Origin of the sequence: Streptomyces sp. NPDC059224 (genome assembly GCF_042754285.1) — a bacterium.
GTDB lineage: Bacteria > Actinomycetota > Actinomycetes > Streptomycetales > Streptomycetaceae > Streptomyces.
Genome location: NZ_JBHZAN010000030.1, coordinates 1 through 20,844 on the forward strand (window position 1 = coordinate 1; position 20,844 = coordinate 20,844).

Below are 20,844 nucleotides of genomic sequence, written 5' to 3' on the forward strand. Positions count from 1 at the left end.
GGCCGCACCTCTGTCACGAGGTGCGGCCCCGCCGTCGTACTCGCGGGCGCGTCAGTTCCGGCGTCCGCCGTTCCCGTTGTTCCCGCCGTTTCCGTTGCCCTGGATGAAGCCGTCGGGGAAGGAGAACGTCGGGTTCGGGGTGGAGTTGCCGCCGTTGTTCCCGCCGTTCGCCGCGCCGCCGTTCGCCGGGCCGCCGATGAGACCGCCGATCAGGCCGCCGGTGTCGTCGCCGCGGCCGTGACCGTCGCCGTTCCCCTTGCCCTTGTCGTGGTCCTCCTCGTCCGGGATGTCGACGAGGTTGAAGGACTCCGTCTGCTTGCCCTCCAGAGCGCCGGTCATGGCGTCCTTCCAGATCGGGCCGGGCGTGTCGGCGCCGTAGACCTCGCCGTGGTAGACGCCGCCGATGGTGATGTTGGTCATCTCGACGTTCTGCTTGGCGCTGCCGACCCAGACCGCGCCCGCGAGGTTGGGGGTGTAGCCGACGAACCAGGCGTTCTTGCGGGAGTCCGTCGTACCCGTCTTGCCGGCGCTCTCGCGGTCGTCCAGGCCGGCCTCCTGGCCGGTACCGGAGTCGACCACTCCGCGCAGCAGGGTGTTGATGGTGTCGGCGGTCTTCTCGCTCATCGCACGCGAGCAGGTCGACTTCGGCACGGCCAGGGACTTCTGCTCGTTGCCGACCTTCTGGGTGATCGACTCGATGGCTACCGGCGTGCAGTACATGCCGCGGTCGGCGAAGGTGGCGTACGCGCTCGCCATGGTCAGCGGGGAGAGGCCGATCGCGCCGAGGGCGATGGACGGGGTCTGCGGGAGCTTCGAGCCGTCGCCCTGGTGGACGTGGAGCGCGTCGGTCATCTTGACCACCGGGCACAGGCCGATGTCGGAGATCAGCTGGACGAAGTAGGTGTTGATGGACTTCGCCATCGCCTTCTTCATCTGGTACGGCCCGACCTCGGACTCGTTCTCGTTCTCGACCTGCTCGTTCTCCGTGTTGACCCACTGCTTGCCGTCGCACTGCTGGACGGGGCTCGGGTAGTTCATCTTGTACGGCGCCGAGTACTCCTGCGTCGCCGGCTTGCCGCCCTCGATGGCGGCCGCGGCCACGAACGGCTTGAACGTCGAACCCGTCGGGAAGCCGTAGTTGGATCCGCCGTAGTCCCGGTCGACCGAGAAGTTGTACTCGGTCTCGTTCTTGTTGTAGCCGTACGGCTTCGACTGGCCCATCCCGAGGATCTTGCCCGTGCCGGGCTCCACGAGGGTGGCGGCCGCGGCGACCGAGTCGGCCTTGTAGACGTGGTCCTTGATCGAGGACTGCACCGAGTCCTGGGCCTGCGGGTCCAGGGTGGTCCGGATGGTCAGGCCGCCCTGGTTCCAGAGCTTGGCGCGCGCCTCGCGGGTCTTGCCGAAGGTCGGGTCGGTGAGGAAGACGTTCTCGACGTACTTGCAGAAGAACCCGGCGCCCCTGGTGGCGGTGATGCACCCGTTCTTGGGCTGGGTGACGTGCAGGCCGAGCGGGGCCTCCTTGGCCTTGGCGGCCTCCGCCTGGGAGATGTCACCGAGCTGGGCCATGCGCTCCAGCACGACGTTGCGCCGCTTGGTGGCCTCGGCCTCGTCGTTGACCGGGTCGTAGCGGCTCGGCGACTGCACGATGCCGGCCAGCAGGGCCGACTGCTGGAGGTTGAGGTTCTTGGCGTGCTGGGAGAAGTAGCGCTGGGAGGCGGCCTCGATGCCGTAGGCCTGCTCGCCGAAGAAGGTGATGTTCAGGTAGTTCTCGAGGATCTTCTTCTTGCCGAGCTTCTCTTCCAGCTGGATCGCGTACTTCAGCTCCTTGACCTTGCGGCCGAGGGTCTGCTGGGTGGCTTCGGCGACCTTGGTGGGGTCGTCGCCGGCCTCCTCGATGAAGTAGTTCTTCACCAGCTGCTGGGTGAGGGTGGAGGCACCCTGGGCGACGCCGCCGCTCACCGCGTTCTTGTTCAGCGCGCGCAGCACGCCCTTCAGGTCGATGGCGCCGTGCTGGTAGTAGCGCGAGTCCTCGATCGCGACGATCGCCTTCTGCATGTACGGCGAGATGTCCTTGAGCTCCACCACCGTGCGGTCACGGGAGTAGACCTGGGCGATCTGGTTGCCCTTGCTGTCGAGGATCCTCGTCCGCTGGCTGAGCTGCGGGCTCTTCAGGTTGGCCGGGATGTCGTCGAAGCCCTGGACCGAACCCTTGGCCGCGAGACCCAGGGCGCCGGCCGCGGGCAGTGCGATGCCCGCCATCACGGCTCCCGCGAGCACACTGACACCGAGGAACTTGGCGGCCTGCTGCGTGGTCGACAGACCGCCGCCCGAGCGCTTCTTTGGCATGGGGGCAGCCTAATCCGTAGGGCTGAGCATTCCGCGTGAGCGGGTGGCTCTCGGGATGTTCCAGTGCCGGATCGTGACATACGGGACCGGGCCGCACGGAGCCTGCGTGGCCCGGCGCACGGCACGACGACATGAACGGTCTACCTTGCCATTCGCCGGACACACGTGCAGGCCTTGGCCTAAGCTGCTCTCAACTGTCACAGCAGCGCGGCCACGTATCAATACGTCCGGCGACCCCGAATCGTTCCGGAACCCGTCCATTTTTTCGGGTGACGTGTTGATGGTGTGTCCGAATCCGCCTCGTGTGTCATCCGGCGTCCGTTGTGGCGCGCCAGAGCTGTCCCGGATTGCCGGGATGATCACGGATGTCGTCAGCTCACTCCCGCGGGTGATCTGCCGCTTACCCATAGTCCGTTCGGGCCATTCAAGATTGGGCCCGAAGGGGGTGTTGCGCTGTGCCCACCTTCCGTAACGTCCTCAACTGGCGGCGGTGAATATGCCGCTGCCGCCGTGGGGGAGCCTCGATTCGGGAGAGGACGGCGCCGGTATGGGCTGGGTAACCGACTGGAGTGCGCAGGCCGCCTGCCGCACTACCGATCCGGATGAACTGTTCGTTCAGGGAGCAGCGCAGAACAGGGCCAAGGCGGTGTGCACCGGGTGTCCGGTACGCACGGAGTGCCTGGCCGACGCGCTCGACAATCGCGTCGAATTCGGCGTGTGGGGAGGAATGACCGAGCGGGAGCGCCGCGCACTGCTGCGCAGGCGGCCCACCGTGACCTCCTGGCGCAGGCTCCTGGAGACAGCGCGCTCGGAATACGAGCGGGGGACCGGCATCGTCCCCCTCGACAACGACGAGGTGTACGAGAACTACGCGGCAGTGAGCTGACTCACCCGCCGCACGAGCCACTGAACGACCTTGCCGGTCCTACCGGAGGCATAGTCCGTCCGGAGACTCCGCAGGCATGCGACCGGTTTGGCCGCCGGTGTACGGCGGGCCGGCTACGGCAGCTCCGTCCGGCCGGCCGCGAGCCGGTCGCCGATGTCCCGCAGTCCCGCGAGGTCATGCACATCGCCGGGCAGCGCGGCCACTTCGACCACGGCCACCTCGGGGTGACGTGCGGTGAAGCGGTCACGTGTGCGCTGCTCGCGGGAGAGCAGCTGCATGCGCTCGGCGTGCAGCCTCAGCAGGCCTGCGGTGAGCTGGTCCACGGTGCGGGCCGGGTCGCCGGAGGAGCCGGGCTCGGGCTGGGACGAGGGGGATTCGTCCGCCTGGGATGCCGCAGAGACCGGAGCTGCCGGGAGGGGCTGGGGCGTCGTCGTCCCGTCGGGTCCGGACGAGGGGGAGCCGTCGGACTCGGACGCGGATGATTCAGAACTGCCGTACGTGTCGGGAGAGTTACGAAGTCCAGCTTTCCCGTCACCCTGATCCACAATGCGGGGCTCCTCAAGATTTTCCGCGACCTCGAGGTTTTCCGCGGCGGCGAGCGCCCGCTCGGCGGACAGCCGGTCGGCGCCGCTGCCGTGGACACGGTTGAGGACCAGACCGACCAGCGGCATGTCCTCCGCGGCCAGCCGCTCCACGAAGTACGCGGCCTCGCGCAGTGCGTCCCGCTCCGGAGCCGCCACCACCAGGAAGGCCGTACCGGGCGCCTGAAGCAGCTTGTACGTCGCGTCGGCGCGCGTGCGGAACCCGCCGAACGTCGTGTCCATCGCGGCCACGAACGTCTGCACGTCCTTCAGCAGCTGGCCGCCGAGCAGTTTGCCGAGGGTGCCGGTCATCATCGACATGCCGACGTTCAGGAAGGCCATGCCCGCGCGGCCGCCCAGCTTCGCCGGCGCGGTGAGCAGACGGATCAGTTTGCCGTCCAGGAAGGAGCCCAGCCGCTTCGGCGCGTCCAGGAAGTCCAGCGCGGAACGCGACGGCGGGGTGTCGACGACGATCAGGTCCCACTCGTCCCGGGCCCGCAGCTGGCCCAGCTTCTCCATAGCCATGTACTCCTGCGTGCCCGCGAAGCCCGCTGAGAGCGACTGGTAGAAGGGGTTGGCCAGGATGGCCGCCGCCCGCTCGGCGTCCGCGTGCGCCTCGACGACCTCGTCGAACGTGCGCTTCATGTCGAGCATCATGGCGTGCAGTTCGCCGCCGGGCCGCCGCCCGTCGTCCACCGCCGGATCGCCGCCCGCGCCCTGTCCGCCGGCCGCGGCCGCGTCCCCGGGTGACGGCTCTCCCCGCTCCTCGGTGCCCTTCACCTTCCGTGGCACGTTGTCGAGCGAGTCGATGCCCATGGACTGCGCCAGCCGCTTCGCCGGGTCGATGGTGAGCACGACCACCTTGCGGCCGCGCTCGGCGGCCCGCAGCCCCAGCGCCGCCGCGGTCGTCGTCTTGCCGACCCCGCCCGAGCCGCAGCACACCACGATCCGGGTGTTCGGGTCGTCGAGCAGCGCGTCGACGTCGAGCGCGGGCGCGTGGGCCAGCCGGCGCGTGCCGTCCTGCGCCGGGTCCGGGTCCGAAGTCATGACATCCCCTGTTTCCGCAGCTCGGTGGCGAGTTCGTACAGGCCTGCCAGGTCCATCCCCTCGACGAGCAGCGGCAGTTCGTGCCGCGGCAGGTCCAGCTCGGCGAGGACCGTGCGCTGTTCGTGCTCCAGCGCGTACCGCTCGGCGTACTCGGTGGCCTGTGCGAGCAGCGGGCCGACCAGCTGCCCGGCCTTCCCGTCGCGGCGCGCCCCGCCCAGACCGGCGGCGGACAGCGCCTGCGCCACGGCGGTGCGCGGCACGGTCCGTACGAGTTCCAGGTCGGCCGCGTCCAACACCTGCGGCCGCACCATGTTCACGATGACCCGCCCGACCGGCAGCCGCGCGGCCCGCAGTTCGGCGATGCCGTCGGCGGTCTCCTGGACCGGCATCTCCTCCAGGAGGGTGACCAGGTGGACGGCCGTCTCCCTGGACTTCAGCACCCGCATCACGGCCTGCGCCTGATTGTGTATCGGGCCGATCTTGGCCAGCCCGGCCACCTCGTCGTTCACGTTCAGGAAGCGGGTGATGCGGCCGGTGGGCGGGGCGTCCATGACGACGTAGTCGTAGATGAACCGGCCCGACTTGTCCTTCCTGCGCACCGCCTCGCACGCCTTGCCGGTCAGCAGGACGTCCCTGAGGCCCGGTGCGACGGTGGTGGCGAAGTCGATCGCGCCGAGCTTCTTCAGGGCCCGGCCGGCCCCGCCGAGCTTGTAGAACATCTGGAGGTAGTCCAGAAGCGCAAGTTCGGGATCGATGGCCAGCGCGAAGACCTCACCACCTCCCGGCGCGACCGCGATCTTCCGCTCCTCGTAGGGCAACGCCTCCGTCTCGAAGAGCTGGGCGATGCCCTGCCGACCCTCGACCTCCACGAGAAGCGTCCGCTTCCCCTCGGTCGCGAGGGCCAGCGCGAGTGCGGCGGCGACCGTCGTCTTTCCGGTCCCGCCCTTGCCGCTGACGACCTGGAGCCTGCTCACATCTTCGAGACTAACCATTCGGCCGGAGACTCACGCGGGAGGCTGTGGATAACCGTGCGTACGGTCGGCCACGTGTCCCGTCCGTCACAGCGGATACAGTCGGCCCCATGACCAAGTGGGAATACGCAAAAGTTACGCCACAAACCATGTCACTAGCTAGTTGTCGTCGTCCGACCTGCGACTATGCGTGCTCCTCCAGCCTCAACGGGGCTGCCATCTCGCCAGCGATCCAACCGGGCACAAGGGGCACGGAACCTGCCCGGTCGTGTGACAGGTACGACAATCGTCGAAGCCCCGCAGTGCGGGCGCCACACAGATCAGGGCTGATCCGGGATGCCCCCCGGTCGAAATTTCGCGGCGATGCGTGCGGAGCTGGGGGCCGGGTCCCCAGGGTGTCTTCGCTCAGAGATTGGCCCACCCCCCCCGGTACCAGACACGAGAAAGACCGTCCACCACGCCGGGCAGACGGTCTCCCAAGTCGGCCGGATCACTCCATGTCGGCAAGCGCCCGGTACAGCGTCGCGCGGGACACGTTGAGCGCCTTGGCGATGGCCGTAACGCTCTCCCCCTTGGCCTTGCGCGCCTTGGCCGCAGCGAGCTTGTCAGCGTCCATCACGGTCGGTCGTCCGCCCGTACGCCCCTGGGCCTTGGCAGCGTTGAGACCTGCCCGAGTGCGCTCAACGATCATGTCGCGCTCAAGTTCAGCAAAGGCAACCATCATCGTGAAGAAGAACTTGCCCTCACCTTTCATCGGAGCCGACTGGAGCGTGCAGCTCAGGAAGCCGCCCGGGACGCATAACAGCGGACCAGATCAGCGGGGACGACGTCCGGCACTCAGTCGCCCGGGACCAGATCAATCGAGATCTTCAGCACGCTGACGTCTCAACCGATCTGTCCCCCGGGTCACCGGCCTGGGTGGGGGGCAGACCGTTTAAGACGGGACACCCGCGTCCGGAAGTGCCACACCACGCCAACCCTCGTACCCCCCCAGCTTCCGGCGCGCACCGAAACGCTTGTCCATTGCAGCGAACAAGGCACGCTTGCCCGCCACTGCACCCAGTGAGCGGACCACCCCCGGCTCAGCCAGGCAGAACGCATCCCACACGGCAGATGTACGGACGTGAACGGTTCGCGGCGCGTCGCCGAGACGCTTCACCCACTCCGCAGGGTCACGCATCGGCGCGCGGAAAGCGTCGAACTGAGAGGCCAGCGAGAGCAGATGAGCTGCCCTCCCGTTGGGGGCGGACAGGACCTCATCGGACACCGCCTTGAGGGCCGTCACCTCCCCAAAGGTCACTGCCACCTCAAGCATGTCGGCTTCGGCGTGCAGTAGTGCAACGTCGGCGCGTATGTACTCAGCGTTCGCGGTATCCAGCGGGTCAATAGAGATCAGCAGGTGCTCTGCTTTCTGCCTCAGTTGTGCGGCGCGCTTGGGATCGGGCGCACCGTTGTGACACGCGTGGCAAGAGTCAAGCTCCTTGGCAAGGCTGGCCAGCCAGTCACCCATCCCGCCACGAATCAGTGGGAGATCACGCCGCTCGCCCGATGGAGTGGCCCACGCGGAACCATCCCAAAGGAACGGGAGCGGGTTCGGGGCCTTGTCGGCGTGCTGTGCGGCGACGGCGAGCGCTGCGCGGGCGCGAGCGTTCTCTATGTACATCGGCAAGCGCGTAACTCCTTCTTGCTGTGGCTGGCCCGCGCTGCCTCGTAGGTGAGCAGCCGATCAGGTGACTTGCTGGGGGCCGGATACCCCCCGGAAGGGGCGATCGAGCTACCTCATTTGAACAGGTCCGAACACGAGTAGGTGATTAGAGAGACACAAAACCATCTCTCGCTGTAGCGCAATGCCGAAGTGACACCCCGAACGTCACCTTCGTCATTTCCGCAGGCCAGCGCATTGATGGGGCGAGCCAATTCGTCACTGCCGTCAGCCACACCGACGTGCCATGCACCTCTAGGAGCGCAAGGCTTCCCAGCGTGCGGTAAGGCTGTCTGCGGGCAAGAGAAAGCCCTAGGAGGCCCAGGGGGCGCCTACACCCACTCGGTGGACACGCGCCCCTCGATCACGGTGGGTGCCTTGCTGCCTCGGCTTTTTTCGCTGGGCAGCGCCTTCCGCACGGTCACGCGCTTGCAGAACAGCGCCACGAAGTCACGCCGGTCGGCCAGCGTCGCCGACTCCCACCAGGACCCCGGACCCAGCGGGTCACCGTTGTCCGACTCGGTCCACGCGCCAATGGGCAGCACCGGCGAACCAGCCTGCCCGAGTGCCTCCAGCCTGCTGTCGGCGGCATGTAGCCGCTCCTGCTGAGTTCGGATGTCTTCCTGCCAGCGTGCCCGTCCGACGGGGTCACCGGCGTACAGGTCACGGTCGTCGTACAACTGCGTCAGAGCCCGCGTAGCGTCCGCCCGCTCCTGGATGACCGCTTGTCGTTCCTGCGCTGCCTCCGGCGTCTCGTTCACCTCGGCGTAGTGCGCGGTGACGCGCGTGAGGATCTCCCGCGACTCCTCATCCCATTCCGCTGCCGCAATCAGCGCGAAAATGCGCCGGACCACATGATCGTCAAGGGCGGCGCGCGAAATGTAGCTGCGACCCTCATGGTCACCAGGGGCAGTGCTCAGCGGCTTGCCTGCCGGGCGGTTGCAGAAGTAGCTGGGGCGCGCTGAGTTGTTGGCGGACATCGAGCAGCCACACGCACAGACCAGTACGCCCATGGACGAGAGCAGCGCCGTAGTCCGGTGCTCATTCATGCGGACCGGCCGGGCGTCGAGCCATTCCTGTACGGCGAACCAGTCAGCTTCGCTGAGGATCGGTTCCCATGCGCGGACCGGCTTACCGTCGGTGTCCCGCTGTACCCGGTGCCCGGTTACCCGCCTGCTGGCGTCGTAGGTGGCCTCAGCGTGGAAGCCAGCGATATGCGGGTGACGAAGCATGCGGATAAGCGTCTTGGGGTGCCATGAGCTACCGGCCGTACGCTTCCCGCGCGAGGCACCCAGGGTCGGGACCCCCTCGGCGTTCAGCGTCGAGCAGATCGAATGGACGGAGTCAGTGCCAGCGAGCAGAGCCTTCACGACGCGCCGGATAACCTCCGCCTCATCCGGCTCAGTGATGAGGGTCTGTACAGCGACAGGCTTACCGCCGGGGGCCGTTCGGTTCTCCTGCTGAAGTCTGCGGCCGTATGGCGCCTTCCCGCCTACGTAACCGCCCAGCGAACGGGCCAGGGCAGCAGCGTCACGGACGGCCGTCGACTTGTTCTTGGACTCCTGGTGCGCTGCGTCGAGGCGGAAGATCAGGTGGATCAGGTCCATGACTTCGCCGGGCCGGAACATGCCTTCGGCCACAGAGACAATCGTGACCCCCAGCGACATCAGCTCATTCACGATGGGCAGCGCGTCGAGTGGTTCGAGTCGAGACAGTCGGCTGATGTTGTAGACGATTACGGCATTGATTCGGCCCACTCGGCAGTCACGCAACAGCCGCTCAAAATCCGGCCGTTCTGTCCCACTGTAGGCCGAGATACCAACGTCCTCATAGTGCCCGCACCAGATGGCTTCACGGCCCTGCCTGGCAGCCTCAGCGGCGAATGCCTCGAACCGTGCGGCGTTGGCGTCGCGCTGGCTCGCGGGGCTTGCCTCGCTACCGTTGACCCGTCCGTAGGACTGTCGTGTGTAGCCTGCGACGTGAAGGTTCATACCGCTTACCACCTGGGGTGTTGTCATGGCTGATTCTCGCCATCGTTCGTGGGAATACGCAACCGTGCCGCTGCTCGTCCATGCCACGAAGCAGATTCTGGACACCTGGGGCGAGGACGGCTGGGAGCTCGTCCAGGTCGTGCCCGGGCCCAACAACCCCGAGCAGCTGGTGGCCTACCTGAAGCGGGAGAAGCCGTGACGAGCTCCGTCGAGGCCAAGCTGGCCGAACTCGGTCTTTCGCTGCCGGCGGTCGTCCCGCCGCTCGCCGCCTACCAGCCGGCCGTCCAGTCGGGGGTGTACGTCTACACCTCCGGCCAGCTGCCGATGGTGGACGGCAAGCTTCCGGTCACCGGCAAGGTCGGCGCCGAGGTCACCGCGGAGGAGGCCAGGGAACTGGCCCGCACCTGCGCGCTGAACGCCCTGGCCGCCGTGAAGTCCGTCGCCGGTGACCTGGACCGCGTCGCGCGCGTCGTGAAGGTCGTCGGCTTCGTCGCCTCCGCGACCGACTTCACCGGCCAGCCCGGCGTGATCAACGGCGCCAGCGAGCTGCTCGGCGAGGTCCTCGGCGACAAGGGCGTGCACGCGCGCAGCGCGGTGGGCGTCGCGGTACTGCCACTGGACGCGCCGGTCGAGGTCGAGGTCCAGGTCGAACTGCTGCCGTGACCGCCTGCGGTCGGTGCCCTGCCGTAACCGCCTCCGTCGCTGCCCTGCCGTGATCGCGTCTGCCCGCCGCGGTGACCGCAGCGGGCTGGGCCGCGGAAGCCGCGTCGGGCCGGGGGCGGCGATGTCCGCCCCCGGCCGCGTCCGCCATGGCCGTACCGGATCGTCACTCTGGCCCCGCCGGATCACCGCTGAGGCTGTCCCGGATCGCCGCTGTCGGCCGTCGCCGCTGCTGCTGCACCAGGCGCCCGGGATGGCCGGGGCGGCCGTACCGGGCCGCCTCCTCCGCGGCACATCCGGGTGCCCCGGAGCCCCTCTCGAACATTCGCTCCCCACGGGATAGCCTCCGGTAATGGCCGATGGACAGTGGTATCCCCCGGAGTGGCCGGACCGCATCCGCGCACACGCGGAGGGCACCCTCGTGCCGGTGTCCCCGAAGCGCGCGGCGACCGTCCTGCTCCTGAAGGACACCCCCGGCGGTCCCGTGGTCCACATGCTGCGCAGACGCGCCTCCATGGCCTTCGCCGGCGGCGCGTACGCGTATCCCGGCGGCGGCGTCGACCCGCGCGACGACGACCACCAGGTCCGCTGGGCGGGCCCCACGCGCGCGTGGTGGGCCCAGCGGCTCGGCGTCGACGAGGCGGGCGCCCAGGCGATCGTCTGCGCGGCCGTGCGGGAGACGTACGAGGAGGCCGGCGTCCTGCTCGCGGGCCCGGCCGCGGACGCCGTGGTCGGGGACACCACCGGGGACGACTGGGAGGCCGACCGTGCGGCTCTGGTCGCGCGTGACCTGTCCTTCGCCCAGTTCCTCGACCGGCGGGGCCTGGTACTGCGCTCGGACCTGCTGGGCGCGTGGACGCGCTGGATCACCCCGGAGTTCGAGACCCGCCGCTACGACACCTGGTTCTTCGTCGCCTCCCTCCCACAGGGCCAGCGCACCCGCAACGCCTCCACGGAGGCCGACCGCACGGTGTGGATCCGCCCGTCGGAGGCGGCCGCCGGGTACGACAAGGGCGAGCTGCTGATGATGCCGCCCACCATCGCGACCCTGCGCCAGCTGATGCCGTACGGCACGGCCGCCGAGGCGCTCGCCGCGGCGCCCGCGCGGGACATGACGCCGGTGCTGGCCCGCGCCCGCCTGGAGGACGGCGAGATCGTCCTGACCTGGCCGGGCCACGGCGAGTTCACCAAGCGCATACCGACCGACCTCACGACCGGGGGAGCCTGAGCATGACGAACGCAGCAGCCCTGCCCGGTCAGCCGCGCGGCGGGGTCCTGTCGGGTCCCGCCACCGCGCGGGCCGTCAACGTGCTGGCACCCAACGCCTCCGTGATGACCCTGGACGGCACCAACACCTGGATCGTCGCCGAGCCCGACTCCGACCTGGCCGTCGTGATCGACCCCGGCCCACTGGACGACGGTCACCTCCAGAACGTCGTCGACACGGCGGAGAAGATGGGCAGGCGCATCGCGCTCACCCTCCTGACCCACGGCCACCCCGACCACGCCGAGGGCGCCGTCCGCTTCGCCGAGCTGACCGGCACGCGCGTGCGTGCCCTCGACCCGGCGCTGCGCCTGGGCGACGGGGGACTGGCGGCCGGCGACGTGATCACCACCGGCGGCCTGGAGCTGCGGGTCGTGTCCACCCCCGGTCACACCGCGGACTCCCTCAGCTTCCACCTCCCGGCCGACCGTGCGGTCCTGACCGGCGACACCGTCCTCGGGCGCGGCACGACCGTGGTGGCCCACCCGGACGGCCGTCTGGGCGACTACCTGGACTCGCTGCGGCGGCTGCGCTCCCTGACCGTCGACCACGGTGTCGACACGGTCCTGCCGGGCCACGGACCCGTCCTGGAGGACGCCCAGGGGGCCGTCGAGTTCTATCTGGCCCACCGTGCCCACCGCCTCGCCCAGGTCGAGACGGCCGTGGAGAACGGCCACCGCAGCCCGGCCGAGGTCGTCGCCCACGTCTACGCGGACGTGGACCGCTCCCTGTGGCCGGCCGCGGAGCTGTCGGTACGGGCCCAGCTGGACTACCTCGGCGAGCACGGGCTGATCTGACGCCGGATCTACTCCCAGCCCTCGGGCCTGGGGGCCTTCACGCCGTGCACGCGCGCGTACTCGTCCGCGAGCCAGGGGCCCAGGTCGTCGACGTACGACCGCAGGACCGTACGGTCGCCGACCGGCTCGTACCCCGACCCGGCCGCGCGGCACAGCTGCCCGGCCCGTTCCGGGTAGTACTCGGCGAACGCCGCGGCCATGTCCCGCAGATCGCTGGTCCAGCCGTTCCAGCGGGGCATGACGAGGGTGAAGCCGGTCCGTACGAGATGCCGGGACATGAAGCGCACCAGGGGCCGCAGGGCCTCCTCGCGGTCGTCCGCGGCCGCGATCCGCTGCCGCCAGCGCGGCAGGTGCCGGGCCAGGTCGCCGTTGGTCTCGCGGGCGAGCAGGGAGTCGGGGCGGTAGCGGGGCAGGAACTCGGCGAGGTCCTCGCCGAGCAGCGGGGTGCACTGGCAGGCCACGAACCAGCCGGTGTCGTACCGCTCCCGTTCGTCGAGCACCCGCGCGCGGGAGCAGAGCAGGGTCCCGGCCCCGTCGATCTCCGGGAACTCCTTGTCGAGCGCCTCGCCGAGGGCACGGGCCGCGTCCCGGTCGGCGCCGGTCGGCTCGGCCCGCAGGACGGCCACCAGATCCAGGTCGCTGCGTCCCACTCGCGCGGTGCCGCGGGGGATCGAGCCGTAGAGATAGGCGCTGTCCAGCCGAGCTCCGAAGACGTCCAGGAGCCGGTCGCGGGCGGCGGCGACCACCGGGCGGAAAACGTGCGGCACGCGCGCGTGCGAGCCCTCGCGCTCGATGAAGCCCAGGGCGTCGAGGCCCCTGGACGGAACAGTTTCAGCCATGGCGCAACCAAATCTGAGCCCGTCCGGCGATCGAGGACGAGGCCGAAGGCCGGCACGCGGAGGTCCGGGGGCGGTGGCCCCCGGGAACGGCGACTACCGAGAACGCTTCGCCAGCCGCTCGACGTCCAGCAGGATCACGGCCCGCGCCTCCAGGCGCAGCCAGCCACGCTGGGCGAAGTCGGCCAGCGCCTTGTTCACGGTCTCGCGGGACGCGCCGACCAGCTGGGCCAGCTCCTCCTGCGTGAGGTCGTGGACGACGTGGATGCCTTCCTCGGACTGCACACCGAAGCGCCGCGACAGGTCCAGCAGGGCGCGTGCCACCCGGCCCGGGACGTCGGAGAAGACCAGGTCGGACATGGCGTCGTTGGTCTTGCGCAGCCGGCGGGCGACGGCACGCAGCAGGGCGGTGGCCACCTCCGGACGGGCGTTCAGCCACGGCTGGAGGTCGCCGTGGCCCAGGCCCAGCAGCTTGACCTCGGTCAGCGCGGTCGCCGTCGCCGTACGCGGGCCCGGGTCGAACAGCGACAGCTCGCCGATCAGTTCGCCGGGACCGACGACGGCGAGCATGTTCTCGCGGCCGTCGGGGGAAGTGCGGTGGAGCTTTACCTTGCCCTCGGTGACGACATAAAGCCGGTCGCCCGGGTCGCCTTCGTGGAACAGGGAGTCGCCACGCGCGAGGGTCACCTCACTCATGGAGGCACGCAGCTCCGCGGACTGCTCGTCATCGAGCGCCGCGAAGAGCGGGTTGCGCCGCAGAACGTCGTCCACGAGTTCTCTCCTTGTCGACCTGCTCAGGGGATCTTGCTTCCCCTTGGTACCAGGGGACCGTGCTCCCCATTTTGCCGGACGATTCAAACAGTGTGATCTGTCACAAGGATGCCGCACAGGTGTCCCGAGGTAAGCGGCAGGGGTCCAATCGGGGGCTGATCTTCCGGGTCCGGGGCGGATGTCGGTGCCGGGCTCTAGGCTGGCCGAGTGTCCAAATCGCCGGTGAGAGCACAGGCCAAGGGGGCTGGGCGGGTGGTTGTACGTCGTGATTCCGCCGTGGGCGAACAGGGGTCCGATCCTGCCTCTGATGAGCCAAAAAAGGCGACGAAAGCAGCAAAAGCCATAAAGAAGGCAGCGGTGAAGAAGGACGTGGCGAAGACGGCCGTAGCCAAGACGGCGGTGGCCAAGACGGCGAAGACTGCGGTGGCCGAAACGGCCGCGGCGAAGAAGTCGGCTCCGACGAAGAAGGCCGCCGCGAAGAAGGCCACCGCGAAGAAGGCCATCGCGAAGAAGGCCGTGGCGGAGAAGTCGGCACCGGTCAGGACCGCGGCCGCGCGGACCGCCGCCGAGCGGCCCGCGTCCAAAGCCGCCGGGCCCAAGAAGGCCGCGGCGAAGAAAGCCGCGCCTGAGAGGGCCGCTTCCGGGAAGGCCGTCGCCGAGCAGCCGCAGGCGGCCTGGAAGCCCGAGTCGCACACCGCCCTGGTGCGCCGGGCCCGCCGGATCGACCGCGAGCTCGCGGAGGTCTATCCCTACGCCCACCCCGAGCTGGACTTCGAGAACCCCTTCCAGCTGCTGGTCGCCACGGTGCTCTCCGCCCAGACCACCGACCTGCGCGTCAACCAGACCACCCCGACGCTGTTCGCGAAGTACCCCACCCCCGAGGAGCTGGCCGAGGCCAACCCGGAGGAGGTCGAGGAGATCCTGCGGCCGTGCGGTTTCTTCCGGGCCAAGACCAAGTCGGTGATAGGGCTCTCCAAGGCCCTGGTGGAGTCGTTCGGCGGCCAGGTCCCCGGGCGGCTCGAAGACCTCGTCAAGCTGCCGGGCGTCGGCCGCAAGACCGCCTTCGTCGTGCTGGGCAACGCCTTCGGGCGCCCCGGCATCACCGTGGACACGCACTTCCAGCGGCTGGTCCGCCGCTGGCGGTGGACCGCGGAGAGCGAACCCGACAAGATCGAGGCGGCCGTCGGCGCGCTGTTCCCCAAGAGCGACTGGACCGACCTCTCGCACCACGTGATCTGGCACGGCCGCCGGATGTGTCACGCCCGCAAGCCCGCCTGCGGGGTCTGTCCCATCGCCCCGCTCTGCCCGGCCTACGGCGAGGGCGAGACCGACCCGGAGAAGGCGAAGAAGCTGCTCAAGTACGAGAAGGGCGGCTTCCCCGGACAGCGCCTCAAGCCGCCGCAGGCGTATCTGGACGCGGGCGGCAGGCCGGCGCCGCCGCTGAGCGCCGCATCAGGGATGTGACCCAGGGAACTTCTGAGGGGCGGGAGACGGAACGATCAAGGAGGCTTCGGGCGTTGGAACAGGCAGGCCGGGGCAGCGGGGCGGGACGGGGAATGCCATGACACAGGGCGGCAAGGCGCACACGGGGGATCCGCACGCGGACGTGGCGCTCAGCAAGGAAGGCCTGCCGAAGTGGCTGGACCCGGTGATGCGGGCCGCCGAGACGGTCCAGCCGCTGCAGCTGAGCCGCTTCCTGCCGCCGGAGAACGGCGCGGGACGGCAGTCGGCCGTGCTGATCCTGTTCGGCGAGGGTGAGGAGGGGCCGGAGCTGCTGCTCATGGAGCGGTCCGGCTCGCTGCGCTCGCACGCCGGGCAGCCCTCGTTCCCCGGTGGTGCCCTCGACCCCGGGGACGGCGACCCGAAGGCCGACGGGCCGTTGCGGGCCGCTCTCCGCGAGGCGGAGGAGGAGACCGGGCTCGATCCGGCCGGAGTGCAGCTGTTCGGGGTGCTGCCCCGGCTGTACATCCCGGTGAGTCACTTCGTGGTCACCCCGGTGCTCGGCTGGTGGCGCGAGCCGAGCCCGGTGGGGGTGGTGGATCCGAACGAGACCGCGAAGGTCTTCACCGTCCCCGTGGCGGATCTCACGAATCCGGCCAACCGGGCCACCGCCGTGCACCCCAGCGGCCACCGAGGCCCGGCATTCCTGGTCGAATCAACCTTGGTGTGGGGGTTCACGGCCGGGGTGATCGACCGGCTGCTGCACTACGCCGGATGGGAGCGCTCCTGGGACCGCGAGAAGCTGGTCCCGCTCGACTGGCGGTCATGACAGGGTGTCCACCGTGAATGTGCTGGACATCCTGTTGCTGGTCGCCGCCGTGTGGTTCGCGATCGTCGGCTACCGCCAGGGGTTCGTCGTCGGCATCCTGTCGGTGATCGGTTTCCTGGGCGGCGGGCTCGTCGCCGTCTACACGCTGCCCGTCGTCTGGGACGCGGTGACCGACAACGCCGAGGTGGGTACGACCGCCGCGGTGGTCGCCGTGGTCGTCGTCATCGTCTGCGCATCGGTCGGCCAGGCCCTGACCACGCACCTGGGCAACAAGCTGCGCCGGCACATCACATGGTCCCCGGCGCGCGCCCTGGACGCCACCGGCGGCGCGCTGGTGAACGTGCTGGCGATGCTGCTGGTCGCCTGGCTGATCGGCTCCGCGCTCGCGGGCACCACGCTGCCGACGCTCGGCAAGGAGGTCCGCAGCTCCAAGGTGCTCCTCGGGGTGTCCAGAGCGCTGCCCAACCAGGCCGACACCTGGTTCGCCGACTTCTCCGCGGTCCTCGCGCAGAACGGCTTCCCGCAGGTCTTCAGCCCCTTCGCCAACGAGCCGATCACCGATGTCCCGCCGCCCGACCCCGCCCTCGTGAACAGCGCGGTGGCCACCACCGCCAAGCGGTCCATCGTCAAGGTGACGGGCACGGCGCAGAGCTGCGGCAAGATCCTGGAGGGCACCGGCTTCGTCTTCGCCGACCGCCGTGTCATGACCAACGCGCACGTGGTCGGCGGTGTCGACGAGCCGACCGTCCAGATCGGCGGCGAGGGCCGCAAGTACGACGCCAAGGTCGTCCTCTACGACTGGCGGCGCGACATCGCGGTACTCGACGTGCCGGACCTGCCGGCGAAGGCCCTGAGGTTCTCCGCGGCGGACGCCGGGACCAGCGACAGCGCGATCGTCGCCGGGTTCCCGGAGAACGGGTCGTACGACGTCCGTGCCGCGCGGGTGCGCGGCCGTATCACCGCCAACGGCCCGGACATCTACCACCGCGGCACCGTCCGCCGTGACGTCTACTCGCTGTACGCGACCGTCCGCCAGGGCAACTCCGGCGGCCCGCTGCTCACGCCGCAGGGCCGGGTGTACGGGGTCGTCTTCGCGAAGTCACTGGACGACGCGGACACCGGTTACGCCCTCACGGCCGACGAGATCCAAGCGGACATCGCCCGGGGCCGTACCGCGAATCAGCAGGTCGGGACCGACAGCTGCGCGCTGTGAGGGGTCATGCGCGGGTATGGCGCAGACGGACCGAGACCCAGCGGGCCCGGCGGCGCAGGATGTGCGGGATCCCCACCCTGAGGTCCGTGCCCGGCAACTGCGGGACGGCTCCTCGATGGGAGTTCAGACCGCCCGTCGTACGGCGGTTGCGGGGTGCGTCACTGTAGTCGTGCGTCCAGCCCATACCCCGACGTCTGCCCCCGCCCCAAGGTCGATAACCTCCGGCGCGGCCCTCAATCGGCCTATGCGCGGGGCATGTGGCCGTTCGTAGAACAGGTGTGCAGGTCCGGATACCGGGCGCAGCGGCGCGGTCACCGATCCGGCTCGGGGTCCTTCAGCCAGTTGATCAGTTCGGTGGAGAACGCGACCGGGTCCTCTTCGTGCGGGAAGTGCCCGAGCCCGTCGAACAGCCGCCAGCGGTAGGGGGCTTCGACGTACTCGCCGGAGCCGGCCGCGCTGCGGGTGCGGGCCACCGGGTCCAGGGAGCCGTGCAGATGCAGTGTCGGGACGCGCACCGGGCGCTTCATCCGGCGGTTGAACTGGATACCGTCCGGGCGGGCCAGCGAGCGCACCAGCCAGCGGTACGGCTCGATCGAGCAGTGCGCGGTGGAGGGGATGCACATGGCCCGCTGGTACGTCTCCACCGCGTCGTCGTCCGGCAGCCGTGGGCCTGACCAGTCCCGGATCAGCCGGCCGACCAGCGCGCCCCTGTCGGCGGTGAGCTGCCGCTCGGGGATCCACGGCCGCTGGAAGCCCCAGATGTAGGAGGCGGCGGCGGACTGCCGGCGGTCCCGGATCATCGCCGCGCGCCAGCGTCGCGGGTGCGGCATGGACACGACCGCGAGCCGTCGTACCAGCTTGGGGCGCATCGCGGCCGCGGTCCATGCCAGATAGCCGCCCAGGTCGTGGCCGACCAGTGCGGCGTCCGGCTCGCCGAGGGAGCGGATCACGCCCGTGATGTCGAGGGCGAGGTTGGCCGGGTCGTAGCCGCGCGGGGTCCGGTCGCTGCCGCCGACGCCCCTGAGGTCCATCGCGACGGCCCTGAAGCCCGCGTCGGCGAGCGCGACCAGCTGGTGCCGCCAGGTCCACCAGAACTCCGGGAAGCCGTGCACCAGCATGACCAGCGGGCCGTCGCCGAGTTCGGTGATGTGGAAGCGCGCGCCGTTCGCGGCGACGTCCCGGTGGGTCCAGGGGCCTTCGAGCCGTACGGCCGAGGGGGCGGGATCGCTCATGACGACGAGCGTCCCACAGCCTCGATGGCCGGCACGTCATCCCTGGGGAGTGCCGGACGCGGATGCGGCTTGGCGTTCTGCAGTACGCCGGCCGTCTCCTTCACGGACGCGGCCACCTTCTGCGGGCCCTTGCCCTTCTTGGCCTTCTTCGCGAACACCACGCCGATCAGCGCGAGGGCGACGGCCACCAGGACGTTCGCCGCGAAGGAGAGCAGGAAACAGATCGCGAGGTTCCAGTGGCTCCAGGTCCGGATGCCGTACGCCAGCGCGAAGTTGAGCATCGGCAGGGAGAACAGGAGCAGCACGCCGGCCGCCGAGAAGGCGCCGCCGCTCGTCGCGCCCCGCTTGACGTCCTGCTTCAGCTGGGCCTTGGCCAGCGCGATCTCGTCGTGCACCAGCGCCGACATCTCTGCCGTGGCCGAGGCGAACAACTGGCCGATGCTGCGTTCGGCACCGACCGGGCTGCCGTCGGGTGCGCTCATCGCGGTCTCCCTCTGCGTACGTGTCATCGTCTTTTGTACCGTCTCGTCAGATCATGCCGGACGGTTGCCCTGCGCGCCTGCCCCGCCCGGCACTTAGGCAAGCGCGTCGTGCCCGTGGCCGCCTCCGCCGGCCCCCGCCCGGTCGTGCCCGCGACGGCCCTCGCGGGCCCCGCCAGGCGCTTCGCGGGGGCCTGCCCGGCGGGTCCCCTACCCGGCCGCCCGTCCGGCTTTCTCGGCGGCTATCCGGCGGTGTTCGGCCGCCTTGCGGTCGTAGATCTCCGCCATCCGCAGGTGGTACGCCGGATCGTCCTGCTCGTAGACGTCCGGGATGCCGTCGAGGTCCTCGTCCCGCTCCTCGGCCTCGACCAGCCGGCGGTAGCGGGCGTTGCGGATCTTCAGCAGCACCGTGGCACACAGGGCCGCGATCAGCGAGCCGGTGAGCACGGCGGCCTTGACCTCGTCGGTGAGCACGGCGTCGCCGGCGAAGGAGAGTTCGCCGATGAGCAGCGACACCGTGAAGCCGATGCCGGCGAGTGAGGCGACCGCGAAGACGTCACCCCAGGCCAGGTCCTCGCTCAGCGAGGCCCGGGTGAAGCGGGCGGTCAGCCAGGTCCCGGCGAATATCCCGACCGTCTTGCCGACGACCAGCCCGAGGACCACCCCGAGCGTCTCGGGCTTGCCGAACACGTCCCCGAGCGCCCCGCCGGACACCGTCACGCCCGCGCTGAAGAGCGCGAACAGCGGGACGGCGAGCCCCGCCGACAACGGACGCACCAGATGTTCGATGTGCTCGCCGGGGGAGTGCTGCTCACCCTGGCGAGTGGTGCAGCGCAGCATCAGGCCCATGGCGACACCGGCGATGGTCGCGTGCACCCCGCTGTTGTACATCAGCGCCCAGATGACGAGGGCGAGCGGCACGTACACGTACCAGCCGCGTACGCCCTTCCTCAGCAGCAGCCAGAAGACGGCCAGCCCGAGGACCGCGCCGCCGAGCGCGGCGAAGTCGATCCGGGCGGTGAAGAAGACCGCGATGATCAGGATGGCGAACAGGTCGTCGACGACCGCGAGGGTGAGCAGGAAGGCGCGCAGGGCGCCCGGCAGCGAGGTCCCGATGACGGCCAGCACGGCGAGAGCGAAGGCGATGTCGGTGGCCGTGGGCACCGCCCAGCCCTGGGTGGAGCCGCCGCCGGCGAGGTTGGTGAGGGTGTAGACGAGCGCCGGTACGGCCATCCCGCACAGCGCGGCGACCACCGGCAGCACGGCCGCCTTCGGGTCCCGCAGGTCGCCGGCCACCAGTTCGCGCTTGAGCTCGATGCCGGCGACGAAGAAGAAGACCGCCAGCAGTCCGTCGGCGGCCCAGTGGGTGACGGAGAGGTTCAGGCCGAGGGCGCCGGGGCCGAAGTGGAAGTCGCCGACGCTCTCATAGCCGTGGTGCAGCGCCGGGATGTTCGCCCAGACCAGCGCGGCTATCGTGGCGATCAGCAGCAGCACGCCGCCGACGGTCTCGGTCCGCAGCGCGTCCGCCACGAAGGTGCGCTCGGGCAGCGAGAGCCGGTCGAGGACCTTGCGGGCGGCGTTGGTGCGGGGCGCGGACACGAAGACCTCCGGTCGGTGGGCAGGACGGGACTACTGCCGACCAGACTTCCCGGCACACCTTGAGAATCACGCTGTGAGGTTGACGCTACTTTGCTTAGTTTACCTAAGGTGCGCCGGGGACTGCCAGGTGGTTCTCACGCTAGGTGCAAAAGGGGCGCCCGGCGCGTTTCGCACCGGGCGCCCCTCCGGGACCGTCGGAC

At 69.8% G+C, this 20,844-nt stretch carries 20 protein-coding genes; 8 read left to right on the forward strand and 12 right to left on the reverse strand.

The annotated features are described in order from the left end of the window. Positions 1–51: 51 nt before the first annotated feature. Positions 52–2,346 carry a transglycosylase domain-containing protein gene (locus ACFXI4_RS30755; protein ID WP_384997067.1) on the reverse strand — a complete coding sequence of 765 codons (2,295 nt, stop codon included), beginning with the start codon at positions 2,344–2,346 and terminating at the stop codon, positions 52–54. A gap of 547 nt (positions 2,347–2,893) precedes the next feature. Here ACFXI4_RS30755 and wblA point away from each other — a divergent pair. After that, positions 2,894–3,232 (forward strand): transcriptional regulator WblA, encoded by a 339-nt coding sequence (gene wblA, locus ACFXI4_RS30760; RefSeq protein WP_063777071.1) that lies wholly within the window; start codon positions 2,894–2,896, stop codon positions 3,230–3,232. Positions 3,233–3,345: 113 nt separating this feature from the next. Here wblA and ACFXI4_RS30765 read toward each other — a convergent pair whose 3' ends face one another. The 5 genes from ACFXI4_RS30765 to ACFXI4_RS30785 form a co-directional block, all read right to left on the reverse strand. Beyond that, complete coding sequence (locus ACFXI4_RS30765) at positions 3,346–4,860, reverse strand: ArsA family ATPase (RefSeq protein WP_384997069.1); 1,515 nt, start codon at positions 4,858–4,860, stop codon at positions 3,346–3,348. Next, a complete protein-coding gene (locus tag ACFXI4_RS30770; protein WP_362722864.1) occupies positions 4,857–5,834 on the reverse strand; it encodes an ArsA-related P-loop ATPase in 978 nt (325 codons plus the stop codon). Before ACFXI4_RS30770 ends, ACFXI4_RS30765 begins: the two co-directional genes overlap by 4 nt. Before the next feature lie 487 nt (positions 5,835–6,321). After that, complete coding sequence (locus tag ACFXI4_RS30775; protein ID WP_384997071.1) at positions 6,322–6,585, reverse strand: helix-turn-helix domain-containing protein; 264 nt, start codon at positions 6,583–6,585, stop codon at positions 6,322–6,324. 180 nt (positions 6,586–6,765) lie between these two features. After that, entirely contained in the window at positions 6,766–7,494 is a 729-nt protein-coding gene (locus tag ACFXI4_RS30780; RefSeq protein ID WP_384997073.1) for a hypothetical protein, read from the reverse strand. A 371-nt stretch (positions 7,495–7,865) separates the two neighbouring features. Next, on the reverse strand, positions 7,866–9,524 hold the full coding sequence (locus ACFXI4_RS30785; protein ID WP_384997075.1) for a recombinase family protein: 1,659 nt from the start codon (positions 9,522–9,524) through the stop codon (positions 7,866–7,868). Between the two features lie 25 nt (positions 9,525–9,549). On the opposite strand from ACFXI4_RS30785, the gene ACFXI4_RS30790 reads away from it, so the two are divergent. The 4 genes from ACFXI4_RS30790 to ACFXI4_RS30805 all read left to right on the forward strand — a co-directional run bounded on the left by ACFXI4_RS30790 (position 9,550) and on the right by ACFXI4_RS30805 (position 12,245). Beyond that, positions 9,550–9,723, forward strand: a complete 174-nt coding sequence (locus ACFXI4_RS30790) for a DUF4177 domain-containing protein (RefSeq protein ID WP_352092726.1) — start codon at positions 9,550–9,552, stop codon at positions 9,721–9,723. Continuing rightward, positions 9,720–10,187, forward strand: a complete 468-nt coding sequence (locus ACFXI4_RS30795) for a RidA family protein (protein ID WP_384997077.1) — start codon at positions 9,720–9,722, stop codon at positions 10,185–10,187. The genes ACFXI4_RS30790 and ACFXI4_RS30795 overlap by 4 nt, the downstream gene beginning before the upstream one ends. Before the next feature lie 349 nt (positions 10,188–10,536). Beyond that, a complete protein-coding gene (locus ACFXI4_RS30800; protein ID WP_384997079.1) occupies positions 10,537–11,412 on the forward strand; it encodes an NUDIX hydrolase in 876 nt (291 codons plus the stop codon). 2 nt (positions 11,413–11,414) lie between these two features. Next, positions 11,415–12,245, forward strand: coding sequence for an MBL fold metallo-hydrolase (locus ACFXI4_RS30805; RefSeq protein ID WP_384997081.1), 831 nt, complete (start codon positions 11,415–11,417; stop codon positions 12,243–12,245). Between the two features lie 8 nt (positions 12,246–12,253). Here the strand turns inward: ACFXI4_RS30805 and ACFXI4_RS30810 are convergent, their stop codons facing one another. Further along, positions 12,254–13,084, reverse strand: a complete 831-nt coding sequence (locus ACFXI4_RS30810; protein ID WP_384997083.1) for a nucleotidyltransferase — start codon at positions 13,082–13,084, stop codon at positions 12,254–12,256. Positions 13,085–13,177: 93 nt separating this feature from the next. Beyond that, positions 13,178–13,852, reverse strand: coding sequence for a Crp/Fnr family transcriptional regulator (locus tag ACFXI4_RS30815; RefSeq protein WP_018547939.1), 675 nt, complete (start codon positions 13,850–13,852; stop codon positions 13,178–13,180). Positions 13,853–14,251: 399 nt separating this feature from the next. Between ACFXI4_RS30815 and nth the strand changes: the two genes are divergently transcribed. The 3 genes from nth to ACFXI4_RS30830 all read left to right on the forward strand — a co-directional run bounded on the left by nth (position 14,252) and on the right by ACFXI4_RS30830 (position 17,334). After that, positions 14,252–15,316, forward strand: coding sequence for an endonuclease III (gene nth, locus ACFXI4_RS30820; RefSeq protein WP_384997241.1), 1,065 nt, complete (start codon positions 14,252–14,254; stop codon positions 15,314–15,316). A 97-nt stretch (positions 15,317–15,413) separates the two neighbouring features. Beyond that, positions 15,414–16,121, forward strand: a complete 708-nt coding sequence (locus ACFXI4_RS30825; RefSeq protein ID WP_384997086.1) for an NUDIX hydrolase — start codon at positions 15,414–15,416, stop codon at positions 16,119–16,121. 13 nt (positions 16,122–16,134) lie between these two features. After that, entirely contained in the window at positions 16,135–17,334 is a 1,200-nt protein-coding gene (locus ACFXI4_RS30830; protein ID WP_384997243.1) for a MarP family serine protease, read from the forward strand. A 4-nt stretch (positions 17,335–17,338) separates the two neighbouring features. Here ACFXI4_RS30830 and ACFXI4_RS30835 read toward each other — a convergent pair whose 3' ends face one another. The 4 genes from ACFXI4_RS30835 to nhaA form a co-directional block, all read right to left on the reverse strand. Continuing rightward, entirely contained in the window at positions 17,339–17,518 is a 180-nt protein-coding gene (locus ACFXI4_RS30835) for a hypothetical protein (RefSeq protein WP_362727662.1), read from the reverse strand. A gap of 127 nt (positions 17,519–17,645) precedes the next feature. Next, positions 17,646–18,566 (reverse strand): alpha/beta fold hydrolase, encoded by a 921-nt coding sequence (locus tag ACFXI4_RS30840; RefSeq protein WP_384997088.1) that lies wholly within the window; start codon positions 18,564–18,566, stop codon positions 17,646–17,648. Next, positions 18,563–19,048, reverse strand: a complete 486-nt coding sequence (locus tag ACFXI4_RS30845) for a phage holin family protein (RefSeq protein WP_351713371.1) — start codon at positions 19,046–19,048, stop codon at positions 18,563–18,565. The genes ACFXI4_RS30840 and ACFXI4_RS30845 overlap by 4 nt, the downstream gene beginning before the upstream one ends. 207 nt (positions 19,049–19,255) lie before the next feature. Then, entirely contained in the window at positions 19,256–20,644 is a 1,389-nt protein-coding gene (nhaA, locus tag ACFXI4_RS30850) for a Na+/H+ antiporter NhaA (RefSeq protein WP_384997091.1), read from the reverse strand. Positions 20,645–20,844 lie beyond the last annotated feature (200 nt).